The 15,595-nt window shown below is 51.9% G+C and carries 8 protein-coding genes, 1 tRNA gene, 1 rRNA gene and 1 riboswitch; of the genes, 4 read left to right on the top strand and 6 right to left on the bottom strand.

Going from position 1 to position 15,595, the window contains the following annotated elements; genetic code table 11:
- Nucleotides 1-4: 4 nt before the first annotated feature.
- A 5S ribosomal RNA gene (gene rrf / locus CAG64_RS01795) occupies nucleotides 5-120 on the top strand.
- 32 nt (nucleotides 121-152) lie between these two features.
- Nucleotides 153-229: transfer RNA gene (locus tag CAG64_RS01790), tRNA-Asp, on the top strand.
- A 656-nt stretch (nucleotides 230-885) separates the two neighbouring features.
- On the opposite strand, the gene CAG64_RS01785 is transcribed toward CAG64_RS01790, so the two are convergent.
- Nucleotides 886-2,208, bottom strand: a complete 1,323-nt coding sequence (locus tag CAG64_RS01785) for a cation:proton antiporter (protein WP_161457891.1) — start codon at nucleotides 2,206-2,208, stop codon at nucleotides 886-888.
- Nucleotides 2,209-2,403: 195 nt separating this feature from the next.
- On the opposite strand from CAG64_RS01785, the gene metH reads away from it, so the two are divergent.
- Nucleotides 2,404-6,084: a methionine synthase gene (gene metH, locus CAG64_RS01780; RefSeq protein WP_161457892.1), complete on the top strand. Its 3,681-nt coding sequence runs from the start codon at nucleotides 2,404-2,406 to the stop codon at nucleotides 6,082-6,084.
- A 38-nt stretch (nucleotides 6,085-6,122) separates the two neighbouring features.
- On the opposite strand, the gene lysC is transcribed toward metH, so the two are convergent.
- A complete protein-coding gene (lysC, locus tag CAG64_RS01775) occupies nucleotides 6,123-7,478 on the bottom strand; it encodes a lysine-sensitive aspartokinase 3 (protein WP_161457893.1) in 1,356 nt (451 codons plus the stop codon).
- 120 nt (nucleotides 7,479-7,598) lie between these two features.
- A riboswitch (Lysine riboswitch) is annotated at nucleotides 7,599-7,776 on the bottom strand.
- 176 nt (nucleotides 7,777-7,952) lie between these two features.
- Here lysC and CAG64_RS01770 point away from each other — a divergent pair.
- Nucleotides 7,953-9,074, top strand: coding sequence for a pyridoxal-phosphate-dependent aminotransferase family protein (locus CAG64_RS01770; RefSeq protein WP_161457894.1), 1,122 nt, complete (start codon nucleotides 7,953-7,955; stop codon nucleotides 9,072-9,074).
- 56 nt (nucleotides 9,075-9,130) lie between these two features.
- Here CAG64_RS01770 and CAG64_RS01765 read toward each other — a convergent pair whose 3' ends face one another.
- From CAG64_RS01765 to CAG64_RS01750, 4 genes are all read right to left on the bottom strand, one after another.
- Nucleotides 9,131-10,897, bottom strand: a complete 1,767-nt coding sequence (locus CAG64_RS01765) for a PglL family O-oligosaccharyltransferase (protein ID WP_161457895.1) — start codon at nucleotides 10,895-10,897, stop codon at nucleotides 9,131-9,133.
- 69 nt (nucleotides 10,898-10,966) lie between these two features.
- Nucleotides 10,967-13,789, bottom strand: coding sequence for an excinuclease ABC subunit UvrA (uvrA, locus tag CAG64_RS01760; protein ID WP_161457896.1), 2,823 nt, complete (start codon nucleotides 13,787-13,789; stop codon nucleotides 10,967-10,969).
- 141 nt (nucleotides 13,790-13,930) lie between these two features.
- Nucleotides 13,931-14,806, bottom strand: a complete 876-nt coding sequence (galU, locus tag CAG64_RS01755) for a UTP--glucose-1-phosphate uridylyltransferase GalU (protein ID WP_021706877.1) — start codon at nucleotides 14,804-14,806, stop codon at nucleotides 13,931-13,933.
- Nucleotides 14,807-14,920: 114 nt separating this feature from the next.
- On the bottom strand, nucleotides 14,921-15,568 hold the full coding sequence (locus tag CAG64_RS01750) for a LuxR C-terminal-related transcriptional regulator (protein ID WP_021706876.1): 648 nt from the start codon (nucleotides 15,566-15,568) through the stop codon (nucleotides 14,921-14,923).
- Nucleotides 15,569-15,595: the final 27 nt, after the last annotated feature.

Below are 15,595 nucleotides of genomic sequence, written 5' to 3'. Positions count from 1 at the left end.
TTTGCTTGGCGACCATAGCGATTTGGACCCACCTGATTCCATGCCGAACTCAGCAGTGAAACGAATTAGCGCCGATGGTAGTGTGGGGTTTCCCCATGTGAGAGTAGGACATCGCCAGGCTTTAAATTTAGACTTAAATGTCTAACCAGTGCGGAGCGGTAGTTCAGTTGGTTAGAATACCGGCCTGTCACGCCGGGGGTCGCGGGTTCGAGTCCCGTCCGCTCCGCCATTTATTTCGAAAGCCTCGCTATCAGCGAGGCTTTTTTCGTTTTTCCCCGTTATTTTGGTCTTCGAGTAAACGAATCCCGGTTGCCCGAAATCCCGGCGGCTTTGCCACCTCTTTCAGACCCTAGCAGAAATGCTGGGGTCTTTTTGTTTGTGGGTCATCCACTTCTCCGCCACGGATTATAAACCCAGGTTGAAAAAGTTGGGCTCTTTGACGTTTTGATAAAGCTTCGGCCTTGGGTCGAAAGAAATGGTTATCTCACCGCCCTGATTGATTTTGGAGCTCTTTAGGAGCGTGTGTACGTAGGTGCTAATTAAAATATTGCCTCTTCAGAACTGCTATCCAGTTTTGTATGCGCCTTTGTATGCGTCCTACTGAACGCTGTTCCAGTTGACCCCTTTCTATGGGAGATTCTGATGTGTACGATGGGGGCGATAGGCGCACAATCCAGGCACATTCGTTAGTGGAGCTTGTCCCATATCGAGGGAGCTAAAGTAAGGCTTAGTTAGCGGTTTATTCGAGCTGTCTAGGAGTGAGAATCAACTCTATGCAGAGATAGGCGTAGAGAGAATAGCAAGAGTAGGTTAACTGTAGGTACTGGTGTTGGATATTGATAGGTAATAAAAAAGCAGCCAAGAGGCTGCTTTGTTTATGTCGCGTTACGATTCCGTTTGCTGCGTGGACGCTGCGGTTTGCCGCTCTTGCTCCATTTTCTTCTCTTCAGCTTTGGCTTTTTCGATCATCGGGGTGATGGTTGACCCCTGAACCAGAATCGAGAACACCACCACGGCATAGGTCATGACCAGGATGATCTCTTTAACATCAATTAACTTATCTTGAATCACCCAAATGCCTGACGGAATTGATAGCGCCATCGCCAACGCCAGGCCTCCTCGTAAGCCTCCCCAAGTCAGAATGTTGATCGACCAAGGGTTGTACTTGCGGTAGCGTTTAAAACCAATGTAGGACAGAAACACACTCAGGTAGCGTGCGCACAGGACTAAAGGAACGGCAAACGCCATCATGATCCAGTCTTCTTTGTGGAACTCAAACAGCAGCATCGACATACCGATCAACAGGAACAGCACACCATTTAAGAACTCATCTACCAGTTCCCAGAAGTGATCCAAGTGGTCTTCACTCTCCTTTGAGAAACCAATAAAACGTGTCCAGTTACCGATCATGATGCCAGAAACTACCATCGCAAGTGGGCCTGAAACGTGGATGTATTCTGCAAAAGCGTAACCGGCGGTTGGGACGCCGATCGTCAACAGCAGTTCCATTGAGTGGTCGTCGGTCGCGCTGATCAGGTAGTGGAATAGCAGTCCCAGAGCAAACCCGTAGGCGATACCGCCGAGTGCTTCCTGAACAAACAACATGGTCACACTGCCAACCGTCGGTGTTTCTGAACCAAAGGCGATGGTAAACAAGGTAACGAAGATCACCAGACCAAAACCGTCGTTAAACAAGGATTCGCCTTCAATCTGGGTTGAAATGCGCTTTGGCGCATCAAGCTTTTTCACAATCGCCAATACCGCTATCGGGTCTGTTGGGGAGATCAAAGCGCCGAACAGCAGGCAGTAGACTAATTCGAAGTGAATACCGATAAACTGGCAGAAGCCATAGAGAACGAAGCCAATGAAGAAAGTCGAGAATAGCGTTGCACCCAGAGCGAGAATAGTGATTTCCCACTTTTGATCTTTCAGATTTGGCAACTTGATGCCGAGACCACCAGCGAACAGCAGAAATCCGAGAATGCCCTTAAGTAGAAAATCTTCAAAGTTGATACTTGAGACCGTTTTTGTTGCGATCTCGGTCAGGTGAAACCAGTTATTCTGACCAGCAATCAATATCAATAATGAAAGGACCATGGACCCGGCGGTGATCGCGATAGTAGTTTGCATTTTGCCAACCTTGCTGTTGACAAACGCTATCATCATCGCTGCTGCCGAAAGAAAGCAAAGCGTGTAATAGACCGACATTAGACTTCTCTTGATGTAACAAATTATGAACGGGAATTTTCGGCTGATGTTGACTAAATAGCAAACACTTTTTGGCCTTTCTTAGTGATTTGAAAGATAGTTATAGAATAGTCATATTTTGTATTTTTAGACGTCTAGATTTCTATTGTGGCTGTGATAGGATGACAAAATAACAACAAGGAGTGAGGCGGTATTGTGGGAAGCAACGTAAGACAACAGATTGAAACTCAGTTAGCACAGCGAATTCTGCTGATCGATGGTGGTATGGGCACCATGATCCAAGGGTACAAGCTGGAAGAGCAGGATTACCGGGGAGAGCGTTTTGCAGAGTGGCACAGTGATCTGAAAGGGAACAACGACCTGTTGGTGCTTACACAGCCTCAGTTAATTAAAGAAATTCACTCGGCTTATCTTGAAGCCGGAGCAGACATCCTCGAAACCAACACGTTTAATGCCACCACCATTGCTATGGCTGATTACGACATGCAGTCACTGAGCGAAGAGATCAACTTCGCGGCGGCTAAGCTGGCGCGTGAAGCGGCCGATGAGTGGACAGCGAAAACACCGGATAAGCCGCGTTTTGTCGCCGGGGTGCTGGGCCCAACTAACCGCACCTGTTCTATTTCGCCGGATGTGAATGATCCGGGCTATCGAAATGTCACCTTCGATCAGTTAGTGGCAGCCTACTCAGAGTCGACACGCGCCCTCATCAAAGGAGGGAGTGATCTGATCCTGATCGAAACCATCTTTGATACGCTCAACGCGAAAGCCTGTGCGTTCGCCGTAGAAAGCGTGTTCGACGAATTGGGGATGCAGTTGCCGGTGATGATTTCCGGCACCATCACTGATGCTTCCGGACGCACACTGTCAGGTCAGACAACCGAAGCCTTTTACAACGCGCTGCGTCATGTCCGTCCTATTTCGTTCGGCCTGAATTGTGCCCTTGGGCCGGATGAATTGCGCCAGTATGTTGAAGAACTGTCACGCATTTCTGAAAGTTACGTCTCTGCTCACCCTAACGCGGGGTTGCCGAATGCTTTCGGTGAGTACGATCTTTCGCCTGAAGACATGGCGCAGCACGTCCAGGAATGGGCGCAGAGCGGTTTCCTTAACCTGATTGGGGGGTGTTGTGGTACCACGCCGGAGCATATCCGTCGTATGGCGAAGGCGGTCGAGGGCGTCACTCCGCGCGCGCTACCCGAACTGAACGTGGCGTGTCGTTTGTCGGGGCTAGAGCCACTGACGATTGAAAAAGAGACTTTATTTATCAACGTTGGTGAACGCACTAACGTGACGGGCTCAGCCCGCTTCAAGCGACTGATCAAAGAAGAGTTGTATGACGAAGCGCTAGACGTCGCCCGCCAGCAGGTTGAAAACGGTGCTCAAATCATTGACATCAACATGGACGAAGGAATGTTGGATGCTGAGGCGTGCATGGTCCGTTTCCTCAATTTGTGTGCTTCGGAGCCGGAAATCTCGAAAGTGCCGATCATGGTCGACTCTTCCAAATGGGAGGTGATTGAAGCGGGTCTGAAGTGCATTCAGGGCAAAGGGATTGTCAACTCCATCTCACTGAAGGAAGGCAAAACGAAATTCGTTGAACAAGCGAAACTGATCCGCCGTTACGGGGCTGCCGTTATCGTGATGGCCTTCGATGAAGTGGGGCAAGCCGACACCCGAAAGCGTAAGCTGGAGATCTGTACCAATGCGTATCGGATCTTGGTCGATGAAGTTGGCTTCCCGCCAGAAGATATTATCTTTGACCCGAACATCTTTGCCATTGCAACGGGGATTGAAGAGCATAACAACTACGCGGTCGACTTTATTGAGGCTGTGGCCGATATCAAACGTGATTTGCCGTACGCGATGATTTCTGGCGGTGTGTCCAACGTTTCGTTTTCTTTCCGTGGTAATAACTATGTGCGCGAAGCGATTCACGCAGTGTTCCTCTACCACTGTTTTAAAAATGGTATGGACATGGGCATCGTGAATGCCGGCCAGCTAGAGATTTACGATAACGTTCCGGACAAGTTGCGTGAGGCGGTTGAAGATGTGGTTTTGAACCGACGTGACGATGGTACCGAACGCTTATTGGATATCGCCGCCGAATACGCCAACAAAGGTGTTGGTAAAGAGGAAGACGCTTCAGCGCTCGAATGGCGCAACTGGCCAGTGGAAAAACGTCTTGAACATGCGTTGGTTAAAGGGATTACCGAGTACATTGTCGACGATACTGAAGAAGCGCGTGTGAAGGCGACAAAACCGCTAGAGGTGATTGAAGGCCCATTGATGGATGGCATGAACGTGGTCGGTGATCTGTTTGGCGAAGGCAAAATGTTTCTGCCGCAGGTGGTGAAATCCGCGCGGGTAATGAAGCAGGCAGTGGCCCACCTTGAGCCGTTTATTAACGCCGAGAAGCAGGCCGGGTCTTCCAACGGTAAGATCCTGCTGGCCACGGTGAAGGGCGATGTTCACGACATCGGAAAAAACATCGTCGGCGTGGTTTTGCAGTGCAATAACTACGAGATCATTGATCTGGGGGTCATGGTGCCGTGTGAACAGATCCTCAAAGTCGCCCGTGAGGAGAACGTCGACATTATCGGGCTGTCCGGTCTGATCACGCCGTCATTGGATGAAATGGTTCACGTGGCTAAAGAGATGGAACGTCAGGGGTTCGAGCTACCCCTATTGATTGGAGGGGCGACCACCTCGAAAGCGCATACGGCCGTCAAGATCGAACAGAATTATCATCAGCCTGTGGTGTACGTCAACAATGCGTCGCGAGCGGTCGGGGTATGTTCTTCGCTGCTTTCTGATACCTTAAAACCCGCGTTTGTAGAAAAATTGCAAGCCGACTACGACGTGGTGCGTGACCAGCATGCCCGCAAGCGCCCCCGCACTAAACCCGTGGCGCTCGACGCGGCGCGCGCCAACAAAGTAGCCATCGACTGGGAGAGTTACACGCCGCCGGTACCGGCTAAACCCGGTGTGCATGTGTTTGATGATTTTGACGTGGCAACGTTGCGTCGTTACATCGATTGGACGCCGTTCTTTATGACGTGGTCATTAGTGGGGAAATATCCGGCAATTTTAGAGCATGAAGAGGTAGGGGAAGAGGCCAAACGCCTGTTCAAAGACGCTAATGACTTACTCGATCTCGTGGAAAAGGAAGGGTTGCTCAAAGCCCGTGGGATGTGCGCGCTGTTTCCTGCGGCCAGTATTGGTGATGATATTGAAGTGTACACCGATGAGTCGCGTACTGAGGTGGCGAAAGTCTTGCACAACCTGCGTCAGCAAACGGAGAAGCCGAAAGGGTTTAATTACTGTTTGTCGGATTACATTGCACCTAAATCGTCGGGTAAAAAAGATTGGATCGGTGCTTTTGCCGTGACGGGCGGTATTGGCGAACGTGAACTGGCGGACAAGTTTAAAGCGCAGGGTGACGACTATAATGCGATCATGATTCAGGCCGTCGCGGATCGCCTGGCCGAAGCGTTTGCCGAATATCTGCATGAACAGGTTCGCCGCGAGATCTGGGGCTATGCGCCTGAGGAAAATCTCAGTAATGATGAGCTGATACGGGAGAAGTACCAAGGCATTCGGCCGGCGCCTGGTTATCCGGCGTGTCCGGAGCACACCGAAAAAGGCACTCTGTGGGAACTGCTCAATGTCGAAGAGATGATTGAGATGTCTCTGACGACGAGTTACGCGATGTGGCCTGGTGCCTCTGTCTCTGGCTGGTATTTCTCTCATCCAGACTCCCGTTATTTTGCCGTCGCTCAGATCCAGGATGATCAGGTCCAGAGTTACGCTGAGCGTAAAGGTTGGGATGCCGTGGAAGCGGAGAAGTGGTTGGGGCCGAATATCAACGGTTAAATCAAGAAAAGGTCACCATCAGGTGACCTTTTGTTTGGTTACGCTTGATGTTCGAACAAATCCTGATGCAGTTTCTGGATCACACTGCGTGACTCATGAGCATCCACTAAAAAGCAGAGATTGTGGTCGCTGGCGCCGTAACAGATCATCCGCAGATTGTAATCTCCCAGCGTACTGAAGACTTCTTTTGCATAACCCTTGGTTTCCATATGATTACCAATCAGGGCCACCAGACACAGATCCTGCTCCACTTCCACCGTACATAACTCTGCCAGCTCTTCACGAACATCCTGTGGCAGTTGCGGTGCACCGCCGGCGGTATCCGTTTTGTCCAGCGTCAGAGAGACGCTGATCTCCGAGGTGGTGATCAGATCGACGGAAATTTTGTGTTTGGCCAGGATTTCAAATACTTTCGCCAGAAAGCCGTAGGCATGGAACATCTTAGCGCTGCGCAATGTCACCATGGTTTGATTGCTGCGCAGCGCCAGTGCCCGGAACTGCGGAGAGCTTTCAACTTGTTGACGAATCCAGGTACCGCCTTTCTCTGGCTCTTTTGATGAGCCGACAAACACCGGAATACCGTGTCGCAAGGCCGGCAGCAAGGTGGATGGGTGGAGTATCTTGGCGCCGAAGTTGGCCATTTCAGACGCTTCGCTGAAGCTGATCTCCGCAATCGGTGCAGCCTTTTCTGCGATGCGTGGATCTGTGGTGTAGATCCCCGGGACATCGGTCCAGATTTCCAGGCCTTCCGCTGCCACGGCCTCGGCAATCAATGCAGCGCTGTAATCACTGCCACCGCGGCCAAGAGTGGTGGTATTGCCGTCCTGATCCGCGCCGATAAAACCCTGAGTGACGACAACATGCTCTGCGCACAGTGGAACCAGATGCGTTTTAGCCAGTGCGGCAATCGTGGCGACCTCAGGTTCAGCGCGGCCATAGTGGCTGTCGGTGCGCAGGACATCGCGAATATCAAAACGCACTGCCGGGATCCCACGCTCACGCATCAGTTGAGCCAATATATGCGTCGACATCAGTTCGCCACAGGCCACCAGATGATCGGTCAGTTTAGTGGTAGCCTGAATGGACGCCGCTTCGGCAAGGCTGGTGATAGTATCCAACAGGCTGTACACCTCGGATGCCACTTCGGTTGACTGGCTTAACTGGGACAGTATCGCGTCGTGAATAGCCGCCAGTTGTTGTAGTAAATGGGTTCGGTGTTCTTGGTCCTGAACGCCATGCGCCAGCTCCACCAATAAATTGGTGACGCCAGAGCAGGCGCTACTGACGACCAGTTTGGTGTTCGGATTGTTTTCGATGATGGCCGCACAGCGGCTCATGGCTTCAAAGTTTGCGACACTGGTTCCGCCAAATTTGGCAACGTTAAATGCGCTCACAGCATTTCTCCCACGACTTCCTGAAAAATTATTCACTGATGACTGCCAATGGCAATCGAACATCCTGTATCTGAAGAGAGTGGTAGAGCCAAAAGAGAGGTAAAATTATAATGAATTGATGACCTCAGAAGCTCTTCACCAGACGGTGCTGGTGACAGTTGCTGGGACTCAACCCAAGTCAACCGACAGATCTGATCCACAACTCAGATCTACCTCGGCACTGCTCCCCCTGAGTATGTCGTGTTGGAGTTGAGGCTCCACAACATACCTGCCTGGGCAGTGCTCCTCTTCTGCATAAAGCTTAGTCATTGAACGGGTTTGCTGAAACAATGTCAATCAATAATTCAACCGGAATGAAAATTTTTGTTAACGAATTTGTGACACTGGTTTGACCTGCCGGAAAGAGGGCGGATTGCTGCCGATGACTATTTCGATTAAGGTGAAAAGTCATGACCAGTCACGCAAGGAGCGAGCATGTCGATTCAAAGCTTTATTCCCCCTCACCGTATTCTGATGGGCCCGGGGCCGTCGGATATTTCTCCACAGGTCTTGCAGGCCTTGAGCCGCCCGACCGTCGGCCATTTAGACCCGCTGTTTATCCAGATGATGGATGAGCTCAAGCAACTGCTCAAATACGCTTTTCAGACAGAGAATGACTTTACTATTGCGGTATCGGCCCCAGGCAGTGCCGGGATGGAAGCGTGTTTCGTCAACCTGGTCGAGCCCGGAGACAAAGTGATTGTCTGCCGCAACGGGGTCTTTGGTGAGCGTATGCGCGAAAACGTGCTGCGTGCTGGTGGTGAAGCGATACTGGTGGACGACGAATGGGGCTCGCCCGTGTCGGTAGATAAAGTGGCACAGGCTCTGAGCGATCATCCTGATAGCAAAATTCTGGCGTTTGTGCATGCAGAAACTTCAACCGGTGCCCTGTCGGATGCTGAGGCGTTGGGACGCCTGGCCAAGCAACATGGGGTATTGACCATAGTCGATGCGGTGACGTCGCTGGGTGGTGTGCCATTGAAAGTGGATGAGTGGCAGTTGGATGCGGTCTATTCCGGGAGCCAGAAATGCCTTTCTTGTGTACCCGGCTTGTCACCGCTGACGTTTTCACCCCAGGCGATTGCGAAGATTCAGTCGCGTCAGACCCCGATTCAGAGTTGGTTCCTGGATCAGAGTCTGGTGTTGGGGTATTGGAGCGGAGAGGGGAAGCGCAGCTACCACCACACAGCCCCCGTGAACAGTTTGTATGCGCTGCATGAAGCTTTGCTTATCCTCAAAAATGAAGGGTTGGAGCAAGCCTGGCAGCGTCACCGCGTAATGCATGACAAACTGAAATCGGGCTTGGAAACGTTGGGCTTTGAGTTTGTGGTTGACGAAGCGCACCGCTTACCCCAACTGAACGCGATATATGTGCCGGCGCACATTGATGAAGCTAAAGTCCGGGCACATCTGTTGCTACAGTACAATCTCGAGATTGGGGCTGGTCTTGGTGCGCTGGCAGGAAAGGCGTGGCGGATTGGTCTGATGGGCTATGCTGCCCGCAACGAGAATGTTGCGTTATGTCTGCGGGCTTTAGAAGAGTCACTCACTGTGTGACGGCTGACGGCTGACGGATGACGGAACGTAAAAAAGGGCGGTACATACCGCCTTTTTTATTCTCTGCTACCTTGTGTGGCAACGGAATCAGACCTTGTCTGGTGGGACTGGATCGGGTCGAAATCCTGGAGAGGAAACAGGTACAGCGCTTCGTTTAAGGTTTGTTTGGCCCGGCTGTCGTCGCCCAGCCCCTGATAGGCCAGGATCAGATTGCGGTAAAATGCCGGGCGGGGTTTGTGCCGGATGATTTGTTGTGACCACTGAATATACGGGGTGATCAGCGCGGGATCCTGACGTGTCAGACCAAGCTGGAGATAGCTGCTGTAAACGTCCCAGTCAAATCTGTCTTTCCATACCACAGGGTTACTGATCCGGCGCAGAATCTCCGGGTTTTTCGGCTTGGAGTGTTCAAACTGCGTCAGAATGTAGTTGGTGTGCAGGGCGCTGAGCATGTACACGCAGGTGACCACCGGCAGTACCAGACTGCTGACTCTGAGCAGTGCTTTGGTGATATTGCTAAAGCGAATAGCTTTATAGCGGGCAACGCGTTGATCGACCCAGAACAGCAGGATGACAAACGTCAGCCAGTGAATTGCAGAATGATAAAACGGGTATTCCAGTTGAGAGTGCAGCACTATCGGCACAAACAGAGCAAACATCGCAGTGCGGGTGCCCTTTTTAGCGGTATAGATACGAAACAGAACCATCCCTGCGGCAAACACGATGCCTATCAGTGGCAGCAGCCCGCCTTCAGCCGACCAGAACAACAGTTCATTGTGCGGATGATCCATGGCGGGCAGGCCTGGTGGATAATCCGGATTCAACTGGTGCTGACGTGCGGTGTACAGCATGTACTGGGACTCAAAACGGCCATAACCGTAACCGGTAAAAGGCTTTTCAATCACCATGTCCAGGGTTTGAGGGAAAGTGTAACGACGGGGGCTGTCGAGGTCCGCTTTGTCCGACATCAACGAGTCACTGCCCTGCAAGTAGCCGGCAATAAGCCCCAACACGATTCCGAGAAACAGTGAAATTAGCCAGCCCACCATCCGGCGACGAGTCGCATAGCGATAGAGGTAGGGCAAGATCAGCGCAGTGGCCAGAGCAGCACCGAGCCAACCCGTGCGTGAGGCCAATACCACCAGGAGCGGCACGGTCAATAGCGGAAGTGCATACAGCAGGTTCGTGGCGCTGAGTTTATTGTGGTACTTGACTGGCTGGCGCGACAGCAGATAAGCGGACAACACCAACCCGGTCGCGAGAAAGCTCGCCATCACATTGGGCTGTTGAAAAATGCCATAAGGCCGGTTGGCGATCGTGTCATAGCCAAATGGGTTGCCCGGTGACAGCAGGAAATACTGAATATAACCCAGCAGGGCTTCGATGGTGACGGCGATAACCACCAACCACAACAGACGCAATTTATGTTTATTGCTGAGTTTGAACTGTTGTAGCGCGATGAACAGCAGGTAACCCGCCCACAGGCCAATCAGACGTCCGGTGGCGTACTCGGGCAGACTATCCGGAAAAAAGATTGGTACCGTGAGCAGTAAGCAACTGACCAAAAGACCGATGGTCAGCTTGGAATAGCGCAGTCTCTGGTTACTACCAAGCTGATAAAGACCCAGCGCCGCGGCAATACTGAACGCCATCCAGGTTGTTGGGTTGAACGAAAGCGCCAGCCCGGCACCGCCTGGGTTGGGCGTGAAAATGTGCATCGCGACGACAAACATGACGGCCAGAGCTGCCATAAAGCGCTTATTGAGTGGGACACTGGGCGTTTCCGGCTCCAGTTGTGTTCCGCTGAGGTGTACAGTTGCCATAGTTGTTAAATCACTGATAAAAACAAACCAGCGCAGGAGACGCTGGTTTGGTTACTTTACCGTTTTTTTCTACTTCAACATAGGTTTGAGGAAGCGGGCGGTGTGCGATCCTTCGACTTGTGCCACATCTTCTGGTGTCCCCTGGGCAATGATCTGCCCGCCGCCCTGGCCGCCTTCGGGCCCCAGATCAACGATCCAGTCAGCGGTTTTGATTACATCTAGGTTATGTTCGATCACCACCACGGTATTGCCGTGATCGCGCAGGCGGTGCAGGACTGTCAGCAATTGCTGAATGTCATGGAAGTGTAGCCCTGTGGTCGGTTCGTCAAGAATGTACAGGGTTTTGCCGGTATCGCGTTTGGACAGCTCCCGAGCCAGTTTGACCCGCTGAGCTTCACCACCGGATAACGTGGTGGCCGCTTGGCCGAGGCGGATGTAAGACAGGCCCACATCGATGAGCGTTTGCAGTTTACGGGCAATGGCCGGAACCGGATCAAAGAAACCACGTGCGTCTTCAACGGTCATTTCCAGCACTTCATCAATGGTTTTTCCTTTGTAGCGCACTTCCAGTGTTTCCCGGTTATAGCGTTTGCCTTTACACACATCGCAGGGCACGTACACATCCGGCAGAAAGTGCATTTCGACCTTGATAACCCCGTCACCCTGACAGGCTTCACAGCGACCACCGCGGACGTTAAAACTGAAACGGCCCGGTTTGTAGCCGCGCGAGCGGGATTCCTGAGTCCCGGCAAACAGCTCGCGGATCGGGGTGAAGATCCCGGTATAGGTGGCCGGATTGGAGCGCGGCGTCCGGCCGATCGGGCTCTGATCAATGTCGATGACTTTATCGAAATGTTCCAGGCCTTTGATGGCCTTGTATGGCGCCGGCGTGGCGGTGGTGGCGCCATTAAGCTGGGTGTGCGCGATTTTAAAGAAGGTGTCATTGATCAGAGTGGATTTACCAGAGCCGGACACGCCGGTAATGCAGCTGAACAGACCAACCGGAAGCGACAGATCGACGGCTTTGAGGTTATTGCCGGTTGCGCCCAGTAGCTCAACCGTTTTCTTGGCATTTCGTGGCGTGCGCTGCTCAGGGATGGCGATCTGCTTGTCACCGCACAGATACTGGCCGGTCAATGAGTCTGGGTTAGCGATGATCTCATGAACAGTGCCTTCTGCCACGACCTGACCGCCGTGCACCCCGGCGCCCGGACCAATATCGATCACGTGATCCGCCATGCGAATGGCGTCTTCATCATGCTCCACTACCAATACGGTGTTTCCTAGATCGCGCAGGTGCGTCAGGGTGTTGAGCAAACGTTCGTTATCTCGCTGGTGGAGACCAATCGAGGGTTCATCCAGTACGTACATCACGCCAACCAGCCCTGCGCCAATTTGACTGGCAAGCCGGATGCGTTGCGCTTCTCCGCCTGAGAGGGTTTCAGCACTGCGCGACAGGTTGAGGTAATTCAGGCCGACGTTGACCAGAAAATGCAACCGGTCATTGATTTCTTTCATCACTTTTTCGGCTATCTGGGCACGCTGGCCTTCCAGTTGCAGGGATTGGAAAAAGGCCAGTGCATCGGCAATGCTCAGTTCAACGATCTGGGGCAGCGTGGTGTCCTGGATAAAAACGTTACGCGCTTCCAGCCGCAACCGGGTGCCGTCACAACTGCTGCACGGTTTGGTGGAGATGTATTTTGCTAACTCTTCGCGTACTGAGTTTGATTCGGTATCACGGTAGCGGCGTTCGAGCGTGTTGAGGATACCTTCAAAAGGATGACGTTTGACGCGGATATCACCGCGATCGTTGACGTAATTGAATTCTATCTGAGTACGCCCGGACCCTCGCAGGATGATTTCCTGTGTTTTTTTCGGTAGGGAGGTAAAGGGGGCGTGCAGATCAAAGTCGTAATGGTCAGCCAGTGATTTGAGCATCTGGAAATAATAGAAATTTTTCTGATCCCAGCCCCGAATGGCGCCGTCTGCTAGACTGAGCGATTCATCCACGATCACCCGGGCTGGGTCAAAGTATTGCTGTACACCCAAGCCGTCACAGGTCCCACATGCACCGGCCGGGTTATTGAACGAAAACAGGCGTGGCTCCAGCTCTCGCATGCTGTAGCCACAGTGCGGACAGGCAAAATTGGCCGAGAAGACAATTTCCTCTCCGTCGCCATCCATTGGGGCAACCACGACGATGCCGCCGGACAGCTCCAGTGCGGTTTCAAAGGACTCCGCCAGGCGTTGCTGTAAATCATCACGAACTTTGAAGCGATCCACCACCACCTCGATGGTGTGCTTTTTATGCAGTTCCAGTGGTGGGGGATCGGACAGATCGCAGGTTTCGCCGTCGATACGTGCGCGGATAAATCCCTGCGCCGCCAGATTCTCCAGCGTTTTGACGTGTTCACCTTTCCGCTCTTTGACGATCGGGGCCAGCAACATCATACGGGCACCTTCCGGCAGATCCAGTACCTTGTCGACCATCTGGCTGATGGTTTGTGCGGCCAGCGGAACCTTGTGATCCGGACAGCGAGGCTCACCCACCCGGGCGTACAGCAGACGCAGATAATCATACACTTCGGTGATGGTACCGACAGTGGATCGCGGATTGTGTGAGGTGGATTTTTGCTCTATCGAAATGGCCGGTGACAGGCCTTCGATATGGTCCACATCGGGTTTTTCCATCAGAGACAGGAACTGGCGGGCATACGCAGACAGAGATTCAACGTAACGACGTTGACCTTCTGCGTATAAGGTGTCAAAGGCCAGGGAAGATTTACCCGAGCCGGATAAGCCGGTGATGACGATCAGCTTGTCGCGGGGAATCGTCAGGTTGACGTTTTTCAGGTTGTGGGTTCTGGCACCACGAACTTCAATCTTATCCATCTTCTGTGCTCTGTGAAAAATTGAGTTCGCCAAGTATTACATAGTGTGAGAAATGTGCAAAGGAATACTGTATAAAAAAACAGTCAAAGAAAAAGGCGGCTCAGAGAGCCGCCTTCAGTTAGTTTGTTGAACAAGCAGGAATTACTTCTGTTCTTTTTGCGTGGTTTGTTTACCCAATGTAGAGACTTTGCTGTCTTTCAGGTACAGATTTTCGTAGCAGTAGTTGGTTGCTTCGATATACCCTTCCACGCTACCACAGTCAAAGCGGTGGCCTTTAAATTTGTACGCCAGAACACAGCCCGCTTTCGCTTGCTTGAGCAGCGCGTCCGTGATTTGAATTTCGCCACCTTTACCAGGTTCGGTATTTTCTATCAGTTCGAAAATATCCGGCGTCAGGATGTAGCGGCCGATGATTGCCAGGTTGCTTGGTGCGGTGCCCGGCTCCGGTTTTTCGACCATGTCATCCACGCGGTAGATGTCATCTTTGATCATTTCACCCGAGATCACCCCGTACTTGTGAGTCTCTTCGGCTGGCACTTCCTGAACGGCAACAATCGAGCAGCGGAATTGTTTAAACAGCGCGACCATCTGTGCCAGGACGCCTTCCTGTTCATTGACACACAGGTCGTCGGCCAGAACAACGGCAAATGGTTCGTCACCCACCAGTTCACGACCAGTCAGAATCGCGTGTCCCAGGCCTTTCATCTCGCGTTGGCGGATGTAAGTGAAGTTTGCGCTGTCGATGATGTTGCGGATATCGACCAGAAGCTCTTCTTTATTGGTGCCGCTGATCTGGTGCTCCAGCTCGTAGTTCTTGTCAAAGTGATCCATGATTGCGTGCTTGCCGCGACCGGTAACAATACACATCCCGTTCATACCAGCGGCAATGGCTTCGTCAACGCCATATTCGATCAGTGGTTTGTTCACCACTGGCATCATCTCTTTAGGCATAGACTTGGTGGCGGGGAGGAAGCGTGTACCGTAGCCAGCTGCCGGGAAAAGGCACTTTTTAATCATGTGAGAAAACCCTTTAAAATATCGTTGTTCTGAGTACCGCCCGAACCTTACCACGAAATGGATGAATAGATAATGAATCGTGACGCGAAAGTCTCTTTGACCTGCAAAAAGTGATCAACCCAACAAATTTTGGTCTGCCCAGGCAATGGCCTGAACCCGATTTTTGACCGACAGCTTTTTGAAAATCTGATACAGATGGGATTTGACCGTGTACTCACTGATAAACAGACTCTCGGCAATTTGTTGATTGGAGGCGCCGGTTTGCAGACAACGCAGAATTTGCAGTTCCCGCGCGGTAATGTCGACGGTAGCCGGTGCGGTATGACTTGCAATCACGTGACGATAATAATGCAGTAACTGGCTGGTGACTTTTCTTGGCAGCCAGTTCTGACCGTTAATGATTTCGCCGCAGCCTCGTGCGATCGCGTTAATCTCATCATTTTGATAAAACAGCCCTTTCAAATTGCCAAACGTCAGCAGTTCCTCGGTGGGCAGGCGCTTTTCGACATTAAAGATGATGGTTTCATAGTTTTTGTTGGTCAGTGGCAGACCACGAACTTGTTGTCTGAGGTGACGGTGGGTCTGATAATCCAGCATCAGAATTTTGTGCCGGTGTTTCGGTGCAGCCTGCATCAATTCCGCTGGCTCAATGCGTGGAATGGTTAATCCTAACGTGGCGGAAACGCGGTCAATGACCGGCATAGGCTGCTGTTTATCCGCGCATAAAAAATAAATCGTCCGTGTGTAGTCGGCTCTGCGCATAGTCTCTCTCCATGAGAAGTTGTTAAA

The sequence above is a fragment of the Vibrio sp. V38_P2S17PM301 genome, from assembly GCF_009904845.1.
GTDB lineage: Bacteria > Pseudomonadota > Gammaproteobacteria > Enterobacterales > Vibrionaceae > Vibrio > Vibrio proteolyticus.
Note: the sequence above shows the minus strand (reverse complement) of the source record. Positions and strands in the feature narration are given on the sequence as shown.

Bases quoted from the DNA above. Each gene is read 5' to 3' on its own strand.
- CAG64_RS01750 (WP_021706876.1), bottom strand. From the start codon at position 15,568: ATGCGCAGAGCCGACTACACACGGACGATTTATTTTTTATGCGCGGAT.
- CAG64_RS01765 (WP_161457895.1), bottom strand. From the start codon at position 10,897: ATGGCAACTGTACACCTCAGCGGAACACAACTGGAGCCGGAAACGCCC.
- CAG64_RS01785 (WP_161457891.1), bottom strand. From the start codon at position 2,208: ATGTCGGTCTATTACACGCTTTGCTTTCTTTCGGCAGCAGCGATGATG.
- uvrA (WP_161457896.1), bottom strand. From the start codon at position 13,789: ATGGATAAGATTGAAGTTCGTGGTGCCAGAACCCACAACCTGAAAAAC.
- CAG64_RS01770 (WP_161457894.1), top strand. From the start codon at position 7,953: ATGTCGATTCAAAGCTTTATTCCCCCTCACCGTATTCTGATGGGCCCG.
- galU (WP_021706877.1), bottom strand. From the start codon at position 14,806: ATGATTAAAAAGTGCCTTTTCCCGGCAGCTGGCTACGGTACACGCTTC.